Genomic DNA, 15,593 nt, shown 5'->3' on the forward strand with positions numbered 1-15,593 from the left:
CTTATAGATCTTGCGATAGGCTTATTAATATGAGCTTAGAGACGAACAAATTCGATAAAAGATTAGTGAAAGAAATTATCATCATTTTGGTAATTAAAATCACTCTTCTCATGTTAATCAAAAATATTTGGTTTGATTCCCCAACCATTCCCAAAAACTTTGACAATCAAGTTGCCGAGCGTATCGCTGGCAGTTCATCCCAAATTAAGGAGACACGTTGATGATTTCTGAAAGCGTGGTCGATCTTTCGCGGTTGCAGTTTGCAATGACCGCGTTATATCACTTTTTATTTGTTCCATTGACTTTAGGTATGTCATTTCTGCTTGCCATCATGGAAACAACCTATGTTGTTTCTGGCAAAGAAATTTATAAAGACATGACCAAATTTTGGGGCAAGCTTTTCGGTATTAACTTTGCATTAGGTGTGACCACAGGCTTAACCATGGAGTTCCAGTTTGGTACAAACTGGGCGTATTACTCACACTATGTGGGTGATATTTTTGGTGCACCTTTAGCGATTGAAGGCTTAATGGCATTCTTCCTTGAATCTACATTTATTGGTTTATTCTTCTTTGGATGGGAACGTCTTTCTCGCGTTCAACATTTGGGCGTCACTTGGTTGGTTGCTCTTGGCTCTAACTTATCAGCACTTTGGATCTTGATCGCAAATGGTTGGATGCAAAACCCTGTGGGTGCAGCATTCAATTTTGAAACGATGCGTATGGAATTGACCGATTTTGGTGCATTGCTGTTTAACCCTGTTGCCCAAGTAAAATTTGTTCATACCGTTTCTTCTGGTTATGTGACTGGTTCTATTTTTGTTCTCGCAATTTCAAGCTATTACCTGCTCAAAAAACGTGATTTAGCATTTGCACGTCGCTCGTTTGCAATCGCTGCCATTTTTGGACTTGCTTCAACATTCTGCGTGATCTTACTCGGTGATGAATCAGGTTATGAAATTGGTGATGTTCAAAAAACCAAACTCGCTGCCATTGAAGCGGAATGGCACACTGAACCTGCCCCTGCAAGTTTTACCTTGTTTGGTATTCCAAACCAACAAGAAATGCGTACCGACTATGCCATTAAAATTCCATATGTCTTGGGCTTAATTGCAACTCGTTCTACTACGGGTCAAGTGACTGGTATTCAAGACTTAATGACTGAACATGAAAATCGTATCCGTAATGGTATGGTGGCTTATGGTCAACTCGAGCAACTTCGTGAAGGCAACCGCACTCCTGAATTGCTCACAGCATTTAAAGCAACTCAAAAAGACTTAGGCTATGGCTTACTTCTTAAAAAATATACACCAAATGTCACTGATGCAACTGATGAGCAAATCAAGTCTGCGGCTAAAGACAGTATTCCTAACGTAAAAGCATTATTCTTCACTTTCCGTGCGATGGTGGCTTCTGGCGTACTCATGCTGTTGTTGTTCCTTCTTGCTGCATGGTCTGTTGCCCGCCGTAACTTTGAACAAAAACCGTGGTTACTTAAATTTGCACTCTATGCATTACCATTACCGTGGATTGCAACACAAACGGGTTGGTATGTGGCCGAAGGTGGTCGTCAGCCTTGGACTATCGGTGAAGTATTACCAACACACCTTTCAGCATCTAGCTTAAGTACAGGTGATCTTGCAGGCTCTATTTTTGCACTCGTTGCCTTCTACACTGTTCTGCTCATTATCGAAATGTACTTGATGATCAAATTTGCTCGCCTTGGCCCAAGCTCATTGCATACTGGCAAATATCATTTTGAAAAATCAGACACACATCACCAATCTGCTGTTGGGGAGGCTCAATCATGATTGAATATGAATTACTCAAAATCATTTGGTGGGTTCTTGTCGGTGTCTTATTAATTGGCTTTGCTCTAACCGATGGCTTTGACATGGGTTCCATGGCAATCATGCCTTTCGTAGGTAAAACCGATAATGAACGTCGTGCTGCAATCAATACGATTGCACCACACTGGGATGGTAACCAAGTTTGGTTTATTACTGCAGGCGGTGCATTATTTGCAGCTTGGCCAATGGTTTATGCGGTTGCGTTCTCAGGTATGTACTGGGCACTTTTACTGGTGTTATTTGCCTTGTTCCTACGTCCTGTTGGTTTTGACTATCGTTCAAAACTAGAAAATACCAAATGGCGTACATCATGGGACTGGGGTTTATGTGTGGGTGGTGCAGTTCCAGCACTCGTATTTGGTGTTGCATTTGGTAACTTATTCCAAGGCGTACCGTTCCACTTTGATGACACACTACGTTCAGAATACACAGGTAGCTTCTTTGCCCTGCTCAACCCATTTGCTTTAGTCTGTGGTGTTGTGAGTTTATCAATGCTATCTGCACATGGTGGTGCTTGGTTAATGTTGCGTACAGATGGTGTCTTACGTCAACGCTCTTCCAAAACAACTCAAATTATGGGTATTGTGTTCTTGGTCTGCTTCTTGGTTACAGGTGCGTGGTTATACTTCGGTCAAATGCCAGGTTATAGCCTAGCAACAGCACTCAATACAGATGCTGCAATTAACCCATTAACTAAACATGTCGTGACCAATGCAAACCCAGGTTGGATGAATAACTATTCAACTTATCCAATCACGATGGCTGCTCCAGTCATTGCAATTTTAGGTGGCTTACTGACTATTGTTGGTGGTGGTTCAGGTAAAGCAGGTTTAAGTTTTACAGGTACAAGTTTAAGTATTGTTGGTGCGATCTTAACCTCTGGTTTTGCGCTATTCCCATTCTTACTTCCATCAAGTATTGATCCAACATCAAGCTTAACCATGTGGGATGCAACTTCAAGTCACCGCACCTTAATGGTAATGACCGTTGCAGCATGTATCTTCGTTCCAATTATTTTGCTATACACCACATGGTGTTACTACAAAATGTGGGGCGTTATTACCAATAAACATATTGAAACTCATTCACATAGTTTGTACTAATAGGAGAATCGGATATGTGGTATTTTGCGTGGATTCTCGGAATTTTAATGGCTTGTTTTGCGAGTGTACTCAGTGCTCTTTACACTGAACATCATCAAGACTTAGACGAGGAATAAGAACATGGCTGAAGCAATGACCGCACCTACAAAAGGCACAGCACAGATTCTCATGATGATTGTTTCTTTCATGCTGGCATTGCCTTTGGCTGCTATTCTACTCATTTATCCATCGCTAATGCTTGATGCAAATGGGCATTATAACCATAGTGTTCTAATGCTCGTCATGCTCGGTATTTCAGGTGGATTCATCTATGGTGTAGGATTTGTTCCTCAGTTTTGGCTATGGAAATGGTTATTTAACCCGATAGTGGCATGGCCACTCATGGCTGTCGGTTATTATCTCTGGCTAGGCTAAAAAAATTTCCAAATAAAAAACCAGCATAAGCTGGTTTTTTATTGCATGATGCTTCAGTTAGTTAAAAGTTTTGAAACGTACTTCATCATCCATAAAGGTTTTTTCGCCAGCAGGTGCTTCAATTGAACCAAATACCAATTGGGCACGTAATTTCCAACTTGCTGGTACTGCAAAAGTTTCAGCCGTTTCAGCATCAACAATTGGGTTATAGTGCTGTAACGATGCACCAACACCTTGTTCAGACAACGCTGTCCATACTGCAAATTGAGCGATTGCAGAAGAATGTTCAGACCATACAGGGAAGTTATCCGCATAAGCTGCGAATTTTTCTTGTAAATCTTTAATTACATCTTGATCTTCATAGAACAATACTGTGCCTTTGCCCGCAGCAAAACTATTAATTTTATTGCTAGTCGCTTCAAATGCTGCTTCTGGCACAATTTTACGTAAAGTTTCACGCACAATTTCCCAAAACTTAACATGTGATGCATCAAACAAAATAACCGCACGTGAGGATTGAGAATTAAATGATGATGGGCTTAAACGGATCGTTTTTTTAATTAACGCTTCAAGCTCAGCATTCGGTACAGTCACGTTATTACCAATAGCATAAATGGTACGGCGTTTTTCAATTTGATCGATAAAAGACATGTTGCAACTCCTTATTGTTACAATTTTAGGAATACTGAATAGCTATAATTCTAATGTTTTATATGCCTGATAAAAGCAGGATTATCTAAACACTGTGTTCTATTTTTAGAATAAAAATGGATAGCATTACAAGATACTATCCATTTATAAAATTTGAGTTTATTTGTCCGTTTCAAATAATGCAGCAACAAATGCTTTTGCAGAAAAAGGACGCAAATCATCAATTTTTTCACCGACACCAATAAATCGGATTGGAACATGTGTACGGCTTGCGATATTAAAGAGTACACCACCTTTTGCTGTGCCATCCAATTTAGTAATCGTAATGCCTGTTAAGCCAACTGCATGATCAAACTCTTGGACTTGATTAATTGCATTTTGTCCTGTACCCGCATCGACCACCAGCATAATTTCATGCGGTGCAGTTGCATCAATTTTTTGCATAACACGTTTAACTTTCTTCAACTCTTCCATTAAGTTGCTTTTGTTATGCAAACGACCAGCAGTATCGGCAATCAGTACATCTACGCCTTTAGCACGTGCGCTTTCAAATGCATCAAAGATTACAGAAGCACTGTCTGCCCCATGCCCCTGAGCAACTACAGCAATATTGTTCCGCTCACCCCAAATTTGTAATTGTTCAGTCGCTGCTGCACGGAATGTATCACCCGCAGCTAACATGACTTTTTTACCTTCGCCTTGTAAACGTTTTGCTAACTTGCCAATTGTTGTAGTTTTACCAACACCGTTGACACCCACCATCAAGATCACATATGGGTTCTTGTTGCTGTCGATATGTAATGGTTTAACACGCGGTGCAAGTAATGCAACCAATTCTTCTTGCAATGCCTTATATAGCGAATGAGAATAAATCAAATCACCACGAGCTGTACGTTCAGTCAAATTGGTAATAATGGTTTTTGTTGCCTCAACACCAATATCTGCAATAAGCAGTTGTTCTTCAACTTCTTCTAACAGCTCATCATCAATTTCTTTACCGCCAATCAGAATATTGACCATACCATCGGTAAAGTTCTTACGGGTTTTAGTCAAACCTTCTTTCATTCGACCAAAGAAACCCGTTTTTGGTTTCTCGTCTTCTGCTATTTCAGAAACTTGCGCAGTCGCTTGTGGCTGTACATCAACAACTGGTTCAGCTTTTTTCTCTACAATTGGGACATCAACAGCAGGTAAACTTGGCAAAGTGACATCATCATCACCAATCTCTGCATCTATCAAAAATTTGTTTTGCCCATGTGTTTGTTGTTGCATGCTGATCCCTTGAAAAACATTGCATTAAAAAGGGCAAGTTTACCACAAGTTTTCGATATTCTGCCGATCAGCGCTGGCTAAAATCTCTGCGGTGTATCATCTAGATCTAAGGCTGGATATTGAGTCATCATAAACTGTTCATACTGGTAAGCACGTATGACATGAAAATATTGCCATTGTTTTAAATCTGACTGCTGTAAAACCTGATTGGCTAACTGTTGTGTTTTTGGGTACTGTGCAGAATGCGCTAATTGCAAGATTGCATTATATTGCTTAACTTGTATTGGACAGATACACAGCAAATACACAAAGCCAATTACAAACAAAACAATTGAACTGATTAAAAAATGAGAGAAATACTGAAAGGAAATTTTGTTTCTAAATGTGGCAAGAATGTCTATAGATTTAAGCATGACCAACCTCTATCGACTGTCTAGTGTAAGTTGATCATGCCCGAAGTACAATAGTTAAAGTTGATACGAAACAATAACTAAACCGAATCAAGCTAGCCTGTTACATGCCGAACAAATGCAAAATATAAAATAACAGCAATAATCACCAAAATTACGACCAGCAAAAACACATTCACGCCTTCTTCTGCATGTGGTGGATGTAATGGATCTTCTACCGCCAAACGACGTAATTCGCGATTATAAATTTTATAAAATTCGGCACGCTGCTCTAAGCCAAGTTGCCGAGTGAAATTGGAGATTCTAGATCGATGAGCGATTCCTAATTCGCCAATATGTTGATCTTCATGATAAATTGCCTCGCCTAACTGCTGACGATGCAATTGGGCAAGTGCTTTTATTTGTGTATGGTCTAAAGGTACATCAAATTCTAAACCGTCTATTGTTGTTGCCGTCATGGTTCACGCTCCTTGTTATAGTTTTATATTTCCATATTAATAAAAATTATTTCTGCTGAATGTTTAATCATGTAAACTTGAAAATATAGAGTTTGACCCCATAGTTAGATTGACTTAATATGTGAATTGTAATATTAGTTAAATCTAAACATGTTAATTTAACTTTAGACTTTTGTATAAGTCGGTCGTAATCATAATTAAAATAAGGAGCTATATATGATTCAACAATTTTCTCAACAAGACTTAGAGCATGTGTACGCAAATGCTGTCAACACAATCCAATCACAAATGATTTTTTGTGATGCTGTGAAAGACTTAGAAAATGTTGCACATGCAGGTCACGGTAAAGCTGCATTATTCTTGGCTGAACTATATACCCAAGGATTCCGTGTAGAACGGGACAGCTTAAAAGCACAATACTGGCAGAAACTGGCAACCATGAAAGCATAAAACAACGTCACCTAGGTGGCGTTTTTTAATTCCTTTTTTTATGACTTGTGCGTAAATTTTTATATACATTTCTTCATTTCTGATGTCTTGCAAAATCTCTTGATTTATTCCATCTTAAGTCTACAACTAGAAAAAAAGCAGTGGAGGATAATATCAATATGACCAATGTAGCCCATGTGATTCAACAAAAATTTGACCAATCTATATATACCATCGCTCCTGATGCTTCCATTACTGAAGCTGTTGTACTTATGGCAACTAAAGATATCGGTGCTTTAATTGTTACTGAAGGACAACAAGTCGTCGGAATTTTATCGGAACGAGACTGCGCACGAAAAATTATTATGCGAGATTTACCCGCAGATAATACACAAGTCTGTGAACTGATGACCTCTGCGGTCATCAGTGTGCGCTTACATAACAGCGTTGAAGAATGCTTAAAGCTCATGACAGATCGTCATTTACGCCACTTGCCAGTATTAGAAGACGAACGCTTAGTTGGTATGGTCGCTGTTGGAGATTTGGTTAAAGCCGTCATCGACGATCAGCATGAATTGATTGCGCAGCTACAGCATTATATTTCACATTAGATGTAATGTTTTTTACATATTCAAGAATTAAATCTGTTGAAAATTCAGGGGAATTATTTCATTTTAATCATGCACTAGAACAACGAAAAATCTAGGTAAATCATGACAAATATTAAATATGTAATTGAAAAAAAACTTGATCCATCTGTACACACGATTTCACCTTCCGCTTCAGTAACTGAAGCGATTTCTTTAATAGCAAACAAAAATATTGGGGCTTTGATTGTCACTGAAGAAACACGCGTGGTTAGAATTTTGTCAGAGCGAGATTGCGCGCGCAAAATGCTGAAACATCAATTTCTCACAGAAGAAGTTCAAGTCCAGCAGCTTATGACAGCCAATGTTTTGACAGTTGCGCTTGAACATAGTGTGAAAGATAGTCTAAAACTGATGACTGATCACCATTTACGCCACTTGCCTGTTCTTGAGCAAGAACGACTGGTAGGCATGGTTGCTGTAGGAGATTTAATCAAAGCAGTGATGGAAGATCAAAATGCGTTCATTCAGCAATTAGAATACTATATCGATCAATATGGTGCTCTTGCTGATGCCACAATCCAAGATCAACAAAAACTGATTCAGCAACTCCAGTCTTACGAGTCCTAAAAAAGATCCACATAAAAGAGCGATGTTTACATCGCTCTTTTTTTTATTGCTTATAACTTTCTATCTATTTACAGTCCCAGTTTCTGTGCAACATAGTCTGCATCTTTATCGCCACGACCCGACAAGTTAACCACTATTTTTGTGTCTTTTGATAAATGTGGCGCTTCTCGCAATGCCCATGCAACAGCATGTGAACTTTCTAGTGCAGGAACAATCCCTTCTACACGAGATAGTGTCATAAAAGCATCCAGACATTCCTGATCTGTTGCTGTGGTATATTCCACTCGTCCCAAATCTTTTAAGAAACTGTGCTGTGGCCCTACCCCTGGGTAATCTAATCCCGAAGCAATCGAATGCACAGGCAAAGGTTGTCCCTGTTCATCTTCTAAAACATAGCATGCCATACCATGAATTTGGCTGGGTTTACCCAAAGTTAATGTTGCTGAATGTTGAGTCGTGTCCAAACCATAACCCGCCGGCTCAACACCAATCAGTTTGACATCCTCTTCGTTCAAAAAGGCTGTAAATGCACCAATTGCATTTGAACCACCGCCAACACAAGCGACCACATAATCTGGAAACTGCTGAAACTGTGCCTGACTTTGAACTTTAATTTCATCGCCAATAATCGCTTGGAAATCCCGTACCATTTTTGGAAATGGATGCGGTCCAACCACCGAACCAATTGCATAAATATAGTTTTCAGGGTCTTTTAAATATTCTTCAAAGGCACTGTCCACAGCATCTTTTAAGGTTGCTGTTCCTTGAGTCACCGCAACGAGTTTTGCACCCAAAATTTTCATTTTCACGACATTCGGATGTTCTTTTTCAATATCGACTTGTCCCATGTGAATTTCACAAGGAATACCGACCAACGCACAGGCTGTCGCCAATGCAACACCATGCTGCCCTGCACCTGTTTCAGCAATCACTTTGGTTTTGCCCATGTATTTTGCAAGTAGAGCTTCACCTAAACAGTGATTGATTTTATGAGCGCCTGTATGATTGAGGTCTTCACGTTTTAAATAAATCTGTGCGCCGCCCAACTGTTCAGACAAACGTTTCGCATAAAATAACGGGCTCGGACGCCCCACATAATGCTGAAATAAATCATTCAGTTCTTGTTGAAATTCAGGCGTATGTCGAATTTTTTCGTATGCGCTATTAATGTCATCCATCGCAGCTTTTAAATGCGGTGGAATAAACTGTCCACCATATTGCCCAAAAAAACCATCTTGTGTGGGTAAGGCAAAGCCCTGTAATTGCTGCATGATATTACCTCTTCATTTATTGTTAGCGTGATAAGTATTTGGTCATATCCTCAATGCCTTTTAAAGTCATGGGATACATATGTTGTTCAAATGTCTGTTGAATTAAGCCGATGGTCTTGGTGTACGCCCAGTATCGTTGATCTTCTGGATTAAGCCATGCTGTTTTTTGAAAATGTTGCCGAATGCGCTGCAACCAGACCAGACCTGTTTCATCATTCATATATTCCACAGAGCCACCAATACTTTGCAGCTCGTAGGGTGCCATACTTGCATCGCCAACCAAAATTACCCGATAGTCTGCGCTGTATTTGTGCAGCAAATCCCATGTCGAGATTTGGCTAGCACGACGGCGCTGATTATCTTTCCAAACATGGTCATAAATGCAGTTATGAAAGTAAAAATAGTCAAGATGCTTAAATTCTGTTTTTGCAGCACTAAACAAGGCTTCACATTGTTGAATATAACCATCCATAGAACCACCAACATCAAACAACATCAGGACTTTAACCCCATTACGGCGTTCAGGAACAAGCTGAACATCCAGCATGCCCTGTTTAGCAGTTGCTTGAATGGTGGCATGAATATCCAGTTCTTGGGCAATACCTTGTCGCGCAAAACGACGTAAATAGCGCAGCGCCAATTGCATTTGTCGTGAAGTCAAATGCTGTTCATCATCAAGGTTTTTATATTGACGTTGCTCCCAGACTTTCACCGCAGCACGCTTACGACTTGGCCCACCAATCCGAATGCCTGCGGGATGATCGCCATATGCACCAAAAGGTGATGTACCGCCCGTGCCAATCATTTTATTGCCGCCCTGATGCTTCTTATGCTGTTCTTTCAGACGTTGTTCGAGCTGTTGTAATAACACCGCAAGTGAATGGGCTTGTTGCAACTCGGCGCGTTGTTGCTCAGTCAAATTTTTTTCAAGCAACTCTAAATCAAACCACTCTTTCGGAAGCTGCTGTAATTTATTTAGAATATCTTCTTGGGAAAGGGGTTCTACTACATCCAAATAAGCTTTAAATGCCAGATCAAATTTATCAAAGTAACGTTCATCTTTCACCATGAGCATACGAACCAGCAGATAAAATTGTTCAGCATCTGCAAAGACCAGTTGCTGCTCAATAGCTCGGTTTAAATCAAGTAGCTCTTGAGTCGTCACTGGAACGCCATATTTTCTTAAAGTATAAAATAGACGCACAAACATGACTTTACTCTTTTAACGTCGTGTCATTAAAGCAAGACGTTGTAAAAGCTGCACGTCCTGTTCATTTTTAAGAAGTGCCCCGTACAAAGGAGGCAATTGATTAGACTCAAGGTGAATTTCGGGTAAGTCTTCAGCCAAAATCAGCGCCAACCAATCAATCAGTTCAGATGTTGAAGGTGCTTTTTTAAGATTTGGAATTTCTCGAAGTTGATAGAAAACGTCCAATGCTTGGCTGAGAACCTGCTGAGAAATTTGTGGGAAATGCACATCGACAATTTGTCGCATGGTTTCAACATCAGGAAAGTCAATGTAATGAAAAAAACAACGACGCAAAAAGGCATTCGGTAGTTCTTTTTCATTATTTGAGGTAATAATGACGATTGGACGCTGTTTCGCATGAATGGTTTGATTGGTTTCATAGACATAAAATGACATTTTGTCTAATTCATGCAGCAAGTCATTTGGAAACTCGATGTCTGCTTTGTCGATCTCATCAATCAATAAAACACAGCGCTCAGGGCTGGTAAACGCTTCCCACAACTTTCCTGGCTTAATATAGTTTTGAATATCATAGACACGACCATCACCTAACTGGCTATCTCGCAAACGCGACACCGCATCGTATTCATATAAGCCCTGTTGCGCTTTGGTGGTCGACTTAATATGCCAAGTGATCAGCTTTAAGCCCATACTTGCAGCCACTTGTTCTGCAAGCAAGGTTTTGCCTGTACCTGGTTCGCCTTTGACAAGTAATGGTTTTTCTAAAGTGCACGCAGCATTGACTGCCAGTTTAAGTCCTTCAGTTGCAATATATTGCGATGTGCCTTGAAACTTTACTGCTGCTTTGTCCACCATAAACAATCCCTGTAATGTTAAAGAGGAGTGGTTTTTTTAGCTGGCTTTGGCTTATGTTGTAAGAACTTCAACCAGAAAAAGCCAACAACGCCACCTAAACCAATAACAAATAAGATGTTAGCCAAATTTACCCAAATCAGATTATGCTCATGCGTCAATATGCCAAATAACAACCCAAAGACAGCGGGAGCAATTGCTGCATTATTACCATCGGAAATATTAGGCGTCACCAAAAAGGCAAATGCAATCCATGTTGAAATTGCACAGAATTGTGGATAAGGCTTGGTCATTGAATACCAACACAGCAGAACTAAAATTGCACCCACCACATAAACACTCACTGCAATTATATTTTCAGGAACTACATCGAGTAATGCTGTCAGTTGATGCAATAGATTGTCCATGCTTAAGCTCCTCGCAAACCTTCAGGTGCAACTGCATTTGGATTAATCAGACCTTCAGGCGGAACTTGAATAAAGAAACCTTTCGTCTGTAGCGAATCCATCACATGTAAGACATTGGCACGTGCCAACTTACGCGTTTCACTCAGCTCTAAATGCATGACAAATGTGGCACGTCCAAATGCTGTACGCAACATTTCTGGCACATCAGCGAAGGGATCTTCATGCGCTTGTTCTGCGTTTTGACGCGCAACATACAAATACATTTCATCTTTCTTGCTTGAGCGATAAATATCACAATGCACAACCATAACCCAGCACTCTTATCATACAAAAATAATAATATAAAAAAATCCTGACCATACACATCAAACATCATTGACGTATGAGTCAGGAAATATTGTATAGGAATTACAGATTATTGGCGAACTTTCATCTGTTCTGCAAGATTTTCCTGATCTTGCTGCAAAATCTCAAGCAATGGCTGCGTGAGTATTTCATAACGCCAACCCATTAAATAATTTGATAATTTATAATTTTTTTTCGGTAAAACACTATATTGATAAATTTCATTCAACCATTTTTTACGCATTAACACCGCATGTGGAATACCTGTTTCAGCAACAACACGATCAATAATCAAATCCACTTGTTCGGCAACATCTTTTGATACATGTTTAACAGGGCGAGGGATACAAGCAGGCCAAAATTCTTTTTCGGGCAAATACTTCAACAAATCTAAAATCAGCTTGCCATATTCACGAATGACATTCGGGCGAATATTTTTAATGTTAGAGAGCTGAAAATGATTACGTGGATTTTTCTCAACCAAGTCAATCATCGTTGCATTTTTCAGCAAAAAGCTTCGTGGAATATTGAGACTTTTTGCAAACTGTTCCCGCCAAATACTGAGTTGCTGTAACTGCATCAATTGACGACGTGAATGTCGATAATTACCGACATCCATATATAAAAGTTCTGTCGGGGTTTGCTGTGCAATCTCTTCGGTGAGATGTTGACAATCTTCAAGCACAAATGCGAGCAATCCTTTTGCTTGAAGCTGTTGCTTTAGCTTGTCAGCCAATTGATTTAAATAAATCACATCGTTTGCTGCATAGCACAATTGTTTGTCAGATAAAGGTCGAGCCAACCAATCCGAACGAGTTTGATCTTTTTCAATCTCAATATCCATAATCTGCTTTAAGCTATTTTGATAGCTAACTTGCAGACCATGCCCTAAAAAAGACATGGCAATTTGAGTATCAAAAACATTATTGAGTTGGCGAGTCTGAGCATAATGATAAATTAAATCAATATCCTCACCGCAAGCATGAAAGATATTTTGCTGAGCAGTGGCAAGTTTTTTCCAAAATGGGTCTAAATCTAAATTTACGCCATCGAGCAAATAGGTTTGCTCTGAAACATTAATTTGAAAAACGCCAAGTTTTGGCCACAACGTATCAACCTTGATAAATTCACTATCGAGTGCATAAACGGCACTGTTGTCCATGGCAGCCAAGACCATGTCAAGTTCTGGTTGATCCTGAATAAAATGATACATATTCTTGCAAAATGCTCTATACGCAACCTAAAGGGGAGAAAATTAACACTAATTTTCAGTTATCTTACCCGATGAACAAGAAATCTGTCGATTGCGATAATTGTCAACAATTTAAAAACTTGATAGGTATTGTTATATGTTTAACTGTACAAAGAAAGGGATTTTCTTGAATTTTTATATTTTTTATTTATTTCAGATCGTTAAAATTAAACTTACACATAAAAAAACCACTCAGAACCCATATGCTTGAATGGTCATTCAGATTATTTCAACTGCATGCGATGATGGAGCGCTTGGCTGAGAGTATGACTATCGACATATTCCAATTCACCGCCTTGTGGCACACCTTGGGCAATTCGGGTCATTTTTACAGTTAAATTTTTGCTCGCTTCCAAAATATAATGGGCGGTTGCCTGACCTTCAATGGTTGCATTGGTCGCTAGAATGACTTCTTGGACTTGCCCTTGTTTTAGCCGTTCTATCAAAGCTGGAATGCCAATTTCCTCAGGCCCAATGCCATCAAGTGGTGATAAATGCCCACCTAAAACATAGTATTTACCTTGAAAACCCGCGCTTTGTTCAATCGCCATTACATCAGCAGGAGATTCCACCACACAAAGTACGCTGTCATCACGGCGTGGCGAAGTACAAATTTCACAGACTTCATCTTCACTTAATGAGTGACAGACCCGACAACTTTGAATGTGGGTCGCTGCTTCATGCAAGGCATGGGCAAGTTGAAACGCACCTTCACGGTTTTTCATGACAAGATGCAACGCCATGCGCTGAGCCGACTTCGGCCCAACGCTTGGCAAGGTGCGTAATGCCTGAACAAGTTGTTCAAAACGAGGACTAAACACCGAATAATGACCTTAGAACAAACCAGATAAGCCTGGTGGCAAGCCTGTACCTGCATTTGCAGCTTTCATTTTGTCTTCTGAAATTGCTTCTGCTTGACGTGCTGCATCGTTCATTGCTGCTGCAATCAAGTCTTCAATCATATCCGCATCGTCTTGTAACAACTCTGGATTGATTTCAATACGTTTAACCACATGACGGCAAGTCATGGTCACTTTCACAAGACCACCACCCGCTTCAGCATGCACTTCAGTTTGCGCTAGCTCTTCTTTGGCTTTTTTAATATTGCTTTCCATATCTTTTTGCATGCGCTGGGCTTGCTGCATCAGCATATTAATATTCATCTGTTGACTCCCAAATTAAATCAGATCAAGACCACGAGAAAGGTCGGCAATAATATCATGAATATCTTCCAAACCAACCGATACACGAATTAGACCTTCACGAATGCCTGCTGCTGCTTTCGCTGCATCGGACAATTTACCATGTGTAGTGGTTGCTGGATGGGTAATGGTTGATTTTGCATCACCTAGGTTACCTGTAATTGAAATGAATTGCGTGCTATCAATCACTTTCCACGCAGCCTCACGACCACCTTTCACTTCAAATGACACAATACCACCAAAACCTGATTGCTGTTTGGCAGCCAACTCATGTCCGACATGTTCAGGTAAACCCGCGTAGTAAACTTTTTCAACTTTGTCATGCTGATTCAGCCATTCCGCCAATTTTTGCGCACCTTCACAGTGAGCTTTCATACGCAAACGTAAAGTTTCTAGACCTTTTAAGAACACCCAAGCGTTGAATGGGCTCATTGATGGACCAAGTGTACGCACCACACCAAAAACTTCTTCAAGCAATTGATGGCTACCGACTACAGCACCACCTAAGGCACGTCCCTGACCATCGATATATTTGGTTGCCGAGTAAATCACAAGGTCAGCACCAAATTTAATTGGCTGTTGCAATGCTGGTGTACAGAAGCTGTTATCAATGGCTAACAAAGCACCATGTGCATGTGCCAAATCAGACAATACCTGAATATCTGCAATTTCAGCCAACGGATTTGATGGAGATTCAACAAAGAATAATTTAGTTTCTGGACGAATCGCATCTTGCCATGCTTGCAAATTGGTCAAATCCACAAAATCGACAGCAACGCCAAATTTACCAATATATTTTTCAAACAAGCTGACGGTAGAACCAAATACAGCACGCGAGCAAATGACATGATCGCCTGCTTTTAAGTACGCCATCGCAATCGCCAAGATTGCTCCCATACCTGAACCTGTTGCGACTGCACGTTCTGCACCATCTAAAGCTGCCAAACGTTTTTCAAACATGGCAACTGTTGGATTAGTAAAACGTGAGTAGATATTACCTGGCTCTTTTCCAGAAAATTTTGCAGCAGCTTCAGCAGCATTGGCATATACAAAAGATGAAGTCAGAAAAATCGGTTCACTGTGTTCACCTTCAAAACTGCGTGTGTGACCTGTACGAATGGCTAAAGTATCAAGTTGGTATTGGGTATCGTCGTGCTGGCTCATTGAGTTCTACTCTTATATAACGCTATGCATTGAATCAAAACTGCCAACATTTTGAGCGTCTTATAGCCAGTCGGTCAAGGTAAAATA

20 protein-coding genes and 1 pseudogene are annotated in these 15,593 nt (G+C 40.1%); 8 read left to right on the forward strand and 13 right to left on the reverse strand.

All coding sequences use genetic code 11. The annotated features are described in order from the left end of the window. The first annotated feature begins 29 nt into the window (after positions 1-29). From cydP to GBN19_RS05460, 5 genes are read left to right on the forward strand one after another with little or no spacing between them, the layout of a single operon-like run. Complete coding sequence (gene cydP, locus GBN19_RS05440; RefSeq protein WP_151709544.1) at positions 30-221, forward strand: cytochrome oxidase putative small subunit CydP; 192 nt, start codon at positions 30-32, stop codon at positions 219-221. Then, complete coding sequence (locus GBN19_RS05445) at positions 221-1,810, forward strand: cytochrome ubiquinol oxidase subunit I (protein WP_151709567.1); 1,590 nt, start codon at positions 221-223, stop codon at positions 1,808-1,810. Before cydP ends, GBN19_RS05445 begins: the two co-directional genes overlap by 1 nt. Continuing rightward, positions 1,807-2,952 carry a cytochrome d ubiquinol oxidase subunit II gene (gene cydB, locus GBN19_RS05450; protein WP_151777446.1) on the forward strand — a complete coding sequence of 382 codons (1,146 nt, stop codon included), beginning with the start codon at positions 1,807-1,809 and terminating at the stop codon, positions 2,950-2,952. The genes GBN19_RS05445 and cydB overlap by 4 nt, the downstream gene beginning before the upstream one ends. Before the next feature lie 14 nt (positions 2,953-2,966). Further along, the gene (gene cydX, locus GBN19_RS05455; RefSeq protein WP_151709546.1) at positions 2,967-3,068 is read left to right on the forward strand and encodes a cytochrome bd-I oxidase subunit CydX; all 102 of its coding nucleotides are present in this window, start codon (positions 2,967-2,969) and stop codon (positions 3,066-3,068) included. A 4-nt stretch (positions 3,069-3,072) separates the two neighbouring features. After that, positions 3,073-3,366, forward strand: a complete 294-nt coding sequence (locus GBN19_RS05460) for a cyd operon YbgE family protein (RefSeq protein ID WP_151709547.1) — start codon at positions 3,073-3,075, stop codon at positions 3,364-3,366. A 57-nt stretch (positions 3,367-3,423) separates the two neighbouring features. Here the strand turns inward: GBN19_RS05460 and GBN19_RS05465 are convergent, their stop codons facing one another. The 4 genes from GBN19_RS05465 to GBN19_RS05480 all read right to left on the reverse strand — a co-directional run bounded on the left by GBN19_RS05465 (position 3,424) and on the right by GBN19_RS05480 (position 6,157). After that, positions 3,424-4,017, reverse strand: coding sequence for a nitroreductase family protein (locus tag GBN19_RS05465; protein ID WP_151777447.1), 594 nt, complete (start codon positions 4,015-4,017; stop codon positions 3,424-3,426). 159 nt (positions 4,018-4,176) lie between these two features. Then, positions 4,177-5,289 carry a signal recognition particle-docking protein FtsY gene (ftsY, locus tag GBN19_RS05470; RefSeq protein WP_151709549.1) on the reverse strand — a complete coding sequence of 371 codons (1,113 nt, stop codon included), beginning with the start codon at positions 5,287-5,289 and terminating at the stop codon, positions 4,177-4,179. Positions 5,290-5,366: 77 nt separating this feature from the next. Further along, positions 5,367-5,702, reverse strand: a complete 336-nt coding sequence (locus GBN19_RS05475) for a hypothetical protein (protein WP_151709550.1) — start codon at positions 5,700-5,702, stop codon at positions 5,367-5,369. 92 nt (positions 5,703-5,794) lie between these two features. Beyond that, positions 5,795-6,157, reverse strand: coding sequence for a hypothetical protein (locus GBN19_RS05480; protein WP_151709551.1), 363 nt, complete (start codon positions 6,155-6,157; stop codon positions 5,795-5,797). A gap of 216 nt (positions 6,158-6,373) precedes the next feature. Here GBN19_RS05480 and GBN19_RS05485 point away from each other — a divergent pair, with 216 nt between their 5' ends. The 3 genes and pseudogenes from GBN19_RS05485 to GBN19_RS05495 all read left to right on the forward strand — a co-directional run. Next, complete coding sequence (locus tag GBN19_RS05485) at positions 6,374-6,607, forward strand: hypothetical protein (RefSeq protein WP_151709552.1); 234 nt, start codon at positions 6,374-6,376, stop codon at positions 6,605-6,607. A gap of 158 nt (positions 6,608-6,765) precedes the next feature. Then, the gene (locus GBN19_RS05490) at positions 6,766-7,197 is read left to right on the forward strand and encodes a CBS domain-containing protein (protein ID WP_151777448.1); all 432 of its coding nucleotides are present in this window, start codon (positions 6,766-6,768) and stop codon (positions 7,195-7,197) included. A gap of 102 nt (positions 7,198-7,299) precedes the next feature. Beyond that, a pseudogene (locus GBN19_RS05495) lies at positions 7,300-7,722 on the forward strand (CBS domain-containing protein); the annotation flags it as partial. 149 nt (positions 7,723-7,871) lie between these two features. Here the strand turns inward: GBN19_RS05495 and trpB are convergent. The 9 genes from trpB to GBN19_RS05540 all read right to left on the reverse strand — a co-directional run bounded on the left by trpB (position 7,872) and on the right by GBN19_RS05540 (position 15,506). After that, positions 7,872-9,074, reverse strand: coding sequence for a tryptophan synthase subunit beta (gene trpB, locus GBN19_RS05500; protein WP_375707855.1), 1,203 nt, complete (start codon positions 9,072-9,074; stop codon positions 7,872-7,874). A gap of 22 nt (positions 9,075-9,096) precedes the next feature. Further along, complete coding sequence (locus GBN19_RS05505) at positions 9,097-10,284, reverse strand: vWA domain-containing protein (RefSeq protein WP_151777450.1); 1,188 nt, start codon at positions 10,282-10,284, stop codon at positions 9,097-9,099. A 12-nt stretch (positions 10,285-10,296) separates the two neighbouring features. Next, complete coding sequence (locus GBN19_RS05510) at positions 10,297-11,139, reverse strand: AAA family ATPase (protein ID WP_151777451.1); 843 nt, start codon at positions 11,137-11,139, stop codon at positions 10,297-10,299. Between the two features lie 17 nt (positions 11,140-11,156). After that, complete coding sequence (locus tag GBN19_RS05515) at positions 11,157-11,543, reverse strand: hypothetical protein (RefSeq protein ID WP_151777452.1); 387 nt, start codon at positions 11,541-11,543, stop codon at positions 11,157-11,159. Positions 11,544-11,545: 2 nt separating this feature from the next. After that, complete coding sequence (locus tag GBN19_RS05520) at positions 11,546-11,845, reverse strand: YcgL domain-containing protein (protein WP_151709569.1); 300 nt, start codon at positions 11,843-11,845, stop codon at positions 11,546-11,548. A gap of 113 nt (positions 11,846-11,958) precedes the next feature. Further along, positions 11,959-13,101 carry a ribonuclease D gene (locus GBN19_RS05525; protein WP_151777453.1) on the reverse strand — a complete coding sequence of 381 codons (1,143 nt, stop codon included), beginning with the start codon at positions 13,099-13,101 and terminating at the stop codon, positions 11,959-11,961. 263 nt (positions 13,102-13,364) lie between these two features. Beyond that, positions 13,365-13,961 carry a recombination mediator RecR gene (gene recR, locus GBN19_RS05530; RefSeq protein WP_151777454.1) on the reverse strand — a complete coding sequence of 199 codons (597 nt, stop codon included), beginning with the start codon at positions 13,959-13,961 and terminating at the stop codon, positions 13,365-13,367. A gap of 12 nt (positions 13,962-13,973) precedes the next feature. After that, entirely contained in the window at positions 13,974-14,303 is a 330-nt protein-coding gene (locus GBN19_RS05535) for a YbaB/EbfC family nucleoid-associated protein (protein WP_151709560.1), read from the reverse strand. A gap of 15 nt (positions 14,304-14,318) precedes the next feature. Continuing rightward, the gene (locus tag GBN19_RS05540; RefSeq protein WP_151777455.1) at positions 14,319-15,506 is read right to left on the reverse strand and encodes an O-succinylhomoserine sulfhydrylase; all 1,188 of its coding nucleotides are present in this window, start codon (positions 15,504-15,506) and stop codon (positions 14,319-14,321) included. Positions 15,507-15,593 lie beyond the last annotated feature (87 nt).

This window comes from Acinetobacter brisouii (genome assembly GCF_008993995.1).
In the GTDB taxonomy this organism is placed as follows: domain Bacteria; phylum Pseudomonadota; class Gammaproteobacteria; order Pseudomonadales; family Moraxellaceae; genus Acinetobacter; species Acinetobacter brisouii_A.

Bases quoted from the DNA above. Each gene is read 5' to 3' on its own strand.
- GBN19_RS05490 (WP_151777448.1), top strand. From the start codon at position 6,766: ATGACCAATGTAGCCCATGTGATTCAACAAAAATTTGACCAATCTATA.
- GBN19_RS05485 (WP_151709552.1), top strand. From the start codon at position 6,374: ATGATTCAACAATTTTCTCAACAAGACTTAGAGCATGTGTACGCAAAT.
- GBN19_RS05480 (WP_151709551.1), bottom strand. From the start codon at position 6,157: ATGACGGCAACAACAATAGACGGTTTAGAATTTGATGTACCTTTAGAC.
- cydB (WP_151777446.1), top strand. From the start codon at position 1,807: ATGATTGAATATGAATTACTCAAAATCATTTGGTGGGTTCTTGTCGGT.
- GBN19_RS05535 (WP_151709560.1), bottom strand. From the start codon at position 14,303: ATGAATATTAATATGCTGATGCAGCAAGCCCAGCGCATGCAAAAAGAT.
- cydX (WP_151709546.1), top strand. From the start codon at position 2,967: ATGTGGTATTTTGCGTGGATTCTCGGAATTTTAATGGCTTGTTTTGCG.
- GBN19_RS05510 (WP_151777451.1), bottom strand. From the start codon at position 11,139: ATGGTGGACAAAGCAGCAGTAAAGTTTCAAGGCACATCGCAATATATT.
- trpB (WP_375707855.1), bottom strand. From the start codon at position 9,074: ATGCAGCAATTACAGGGCTTTGCCTTACCCACACAAGATGGTTTTTTT.
- GBN19_RS05475 (WP_151709550.1), bottom strand. From the start codon at position 5,702: ATGCTTAAATCTATAGACATTCTTGCCACATTTAGAAACAAAATTTCC.
- cydP (WP_151709544.1), top strand. From the start codon at position 30: ATGAGCTTAGAGACGAACAAATTCGATAAAAGATTAGTGAAAGAAATT.
- GBN19_RS05505 (WP_151777450.1), bottom strand. From the start codon at position 10,284: ATGTTTGTGCGTCTATTTTATACTTTAAGAAAATATGGCGTTCCAGTG.
- GBN19_RS05445 (WP_151709567.1), top strand. From the start codon at position 221: ATGATTTCTGAAAGCGTGGTCGATCTTTCGCGGTTGCAGTTTGCAATG.
- ftsY (WP_151709549.1), bottom strand. From the start codon at position 5,289: ATGCAACAACAAACACATGGGCAAAACAAATTTTTGATAGATGCAGAG.
- GBN19_RS05460 (WP_151709547.1), top strand. From the start codon at position 3,073: ATGGCTGAAGCAATGACCGCACCTACAAAAGGCACAGCACAGATTCTC.
- GBN19_RS05525 (WP_151777453.1), bottom strand. From the start codon at position 13,101: ATGTATCATTTTATTCAGGATCAACCAGAACTTGACATGGTCTTGGCT.
- GBN19_RS05515 (WP_151777452.1), bottom strand. From the start codon at position 11,543: ATGGACAATCTATTGCATCAACTGACAGCATTACTCGATGTAGTTCCT.
- GBN19_RS05465 (WP_151777447.1), bottom strand. From the start codon at position 4,017: ATGTCTTTTATCGATCAAATTGAAAAACGCCGTACCATTTATGCTATT.
- GBN19_RS05540 (WP_151777455.1), bottom strand. From the start codon at position 15,506: ATGAGCCAGCACGACGATACCCAATACCAACTTGATACTTTAGCCATT.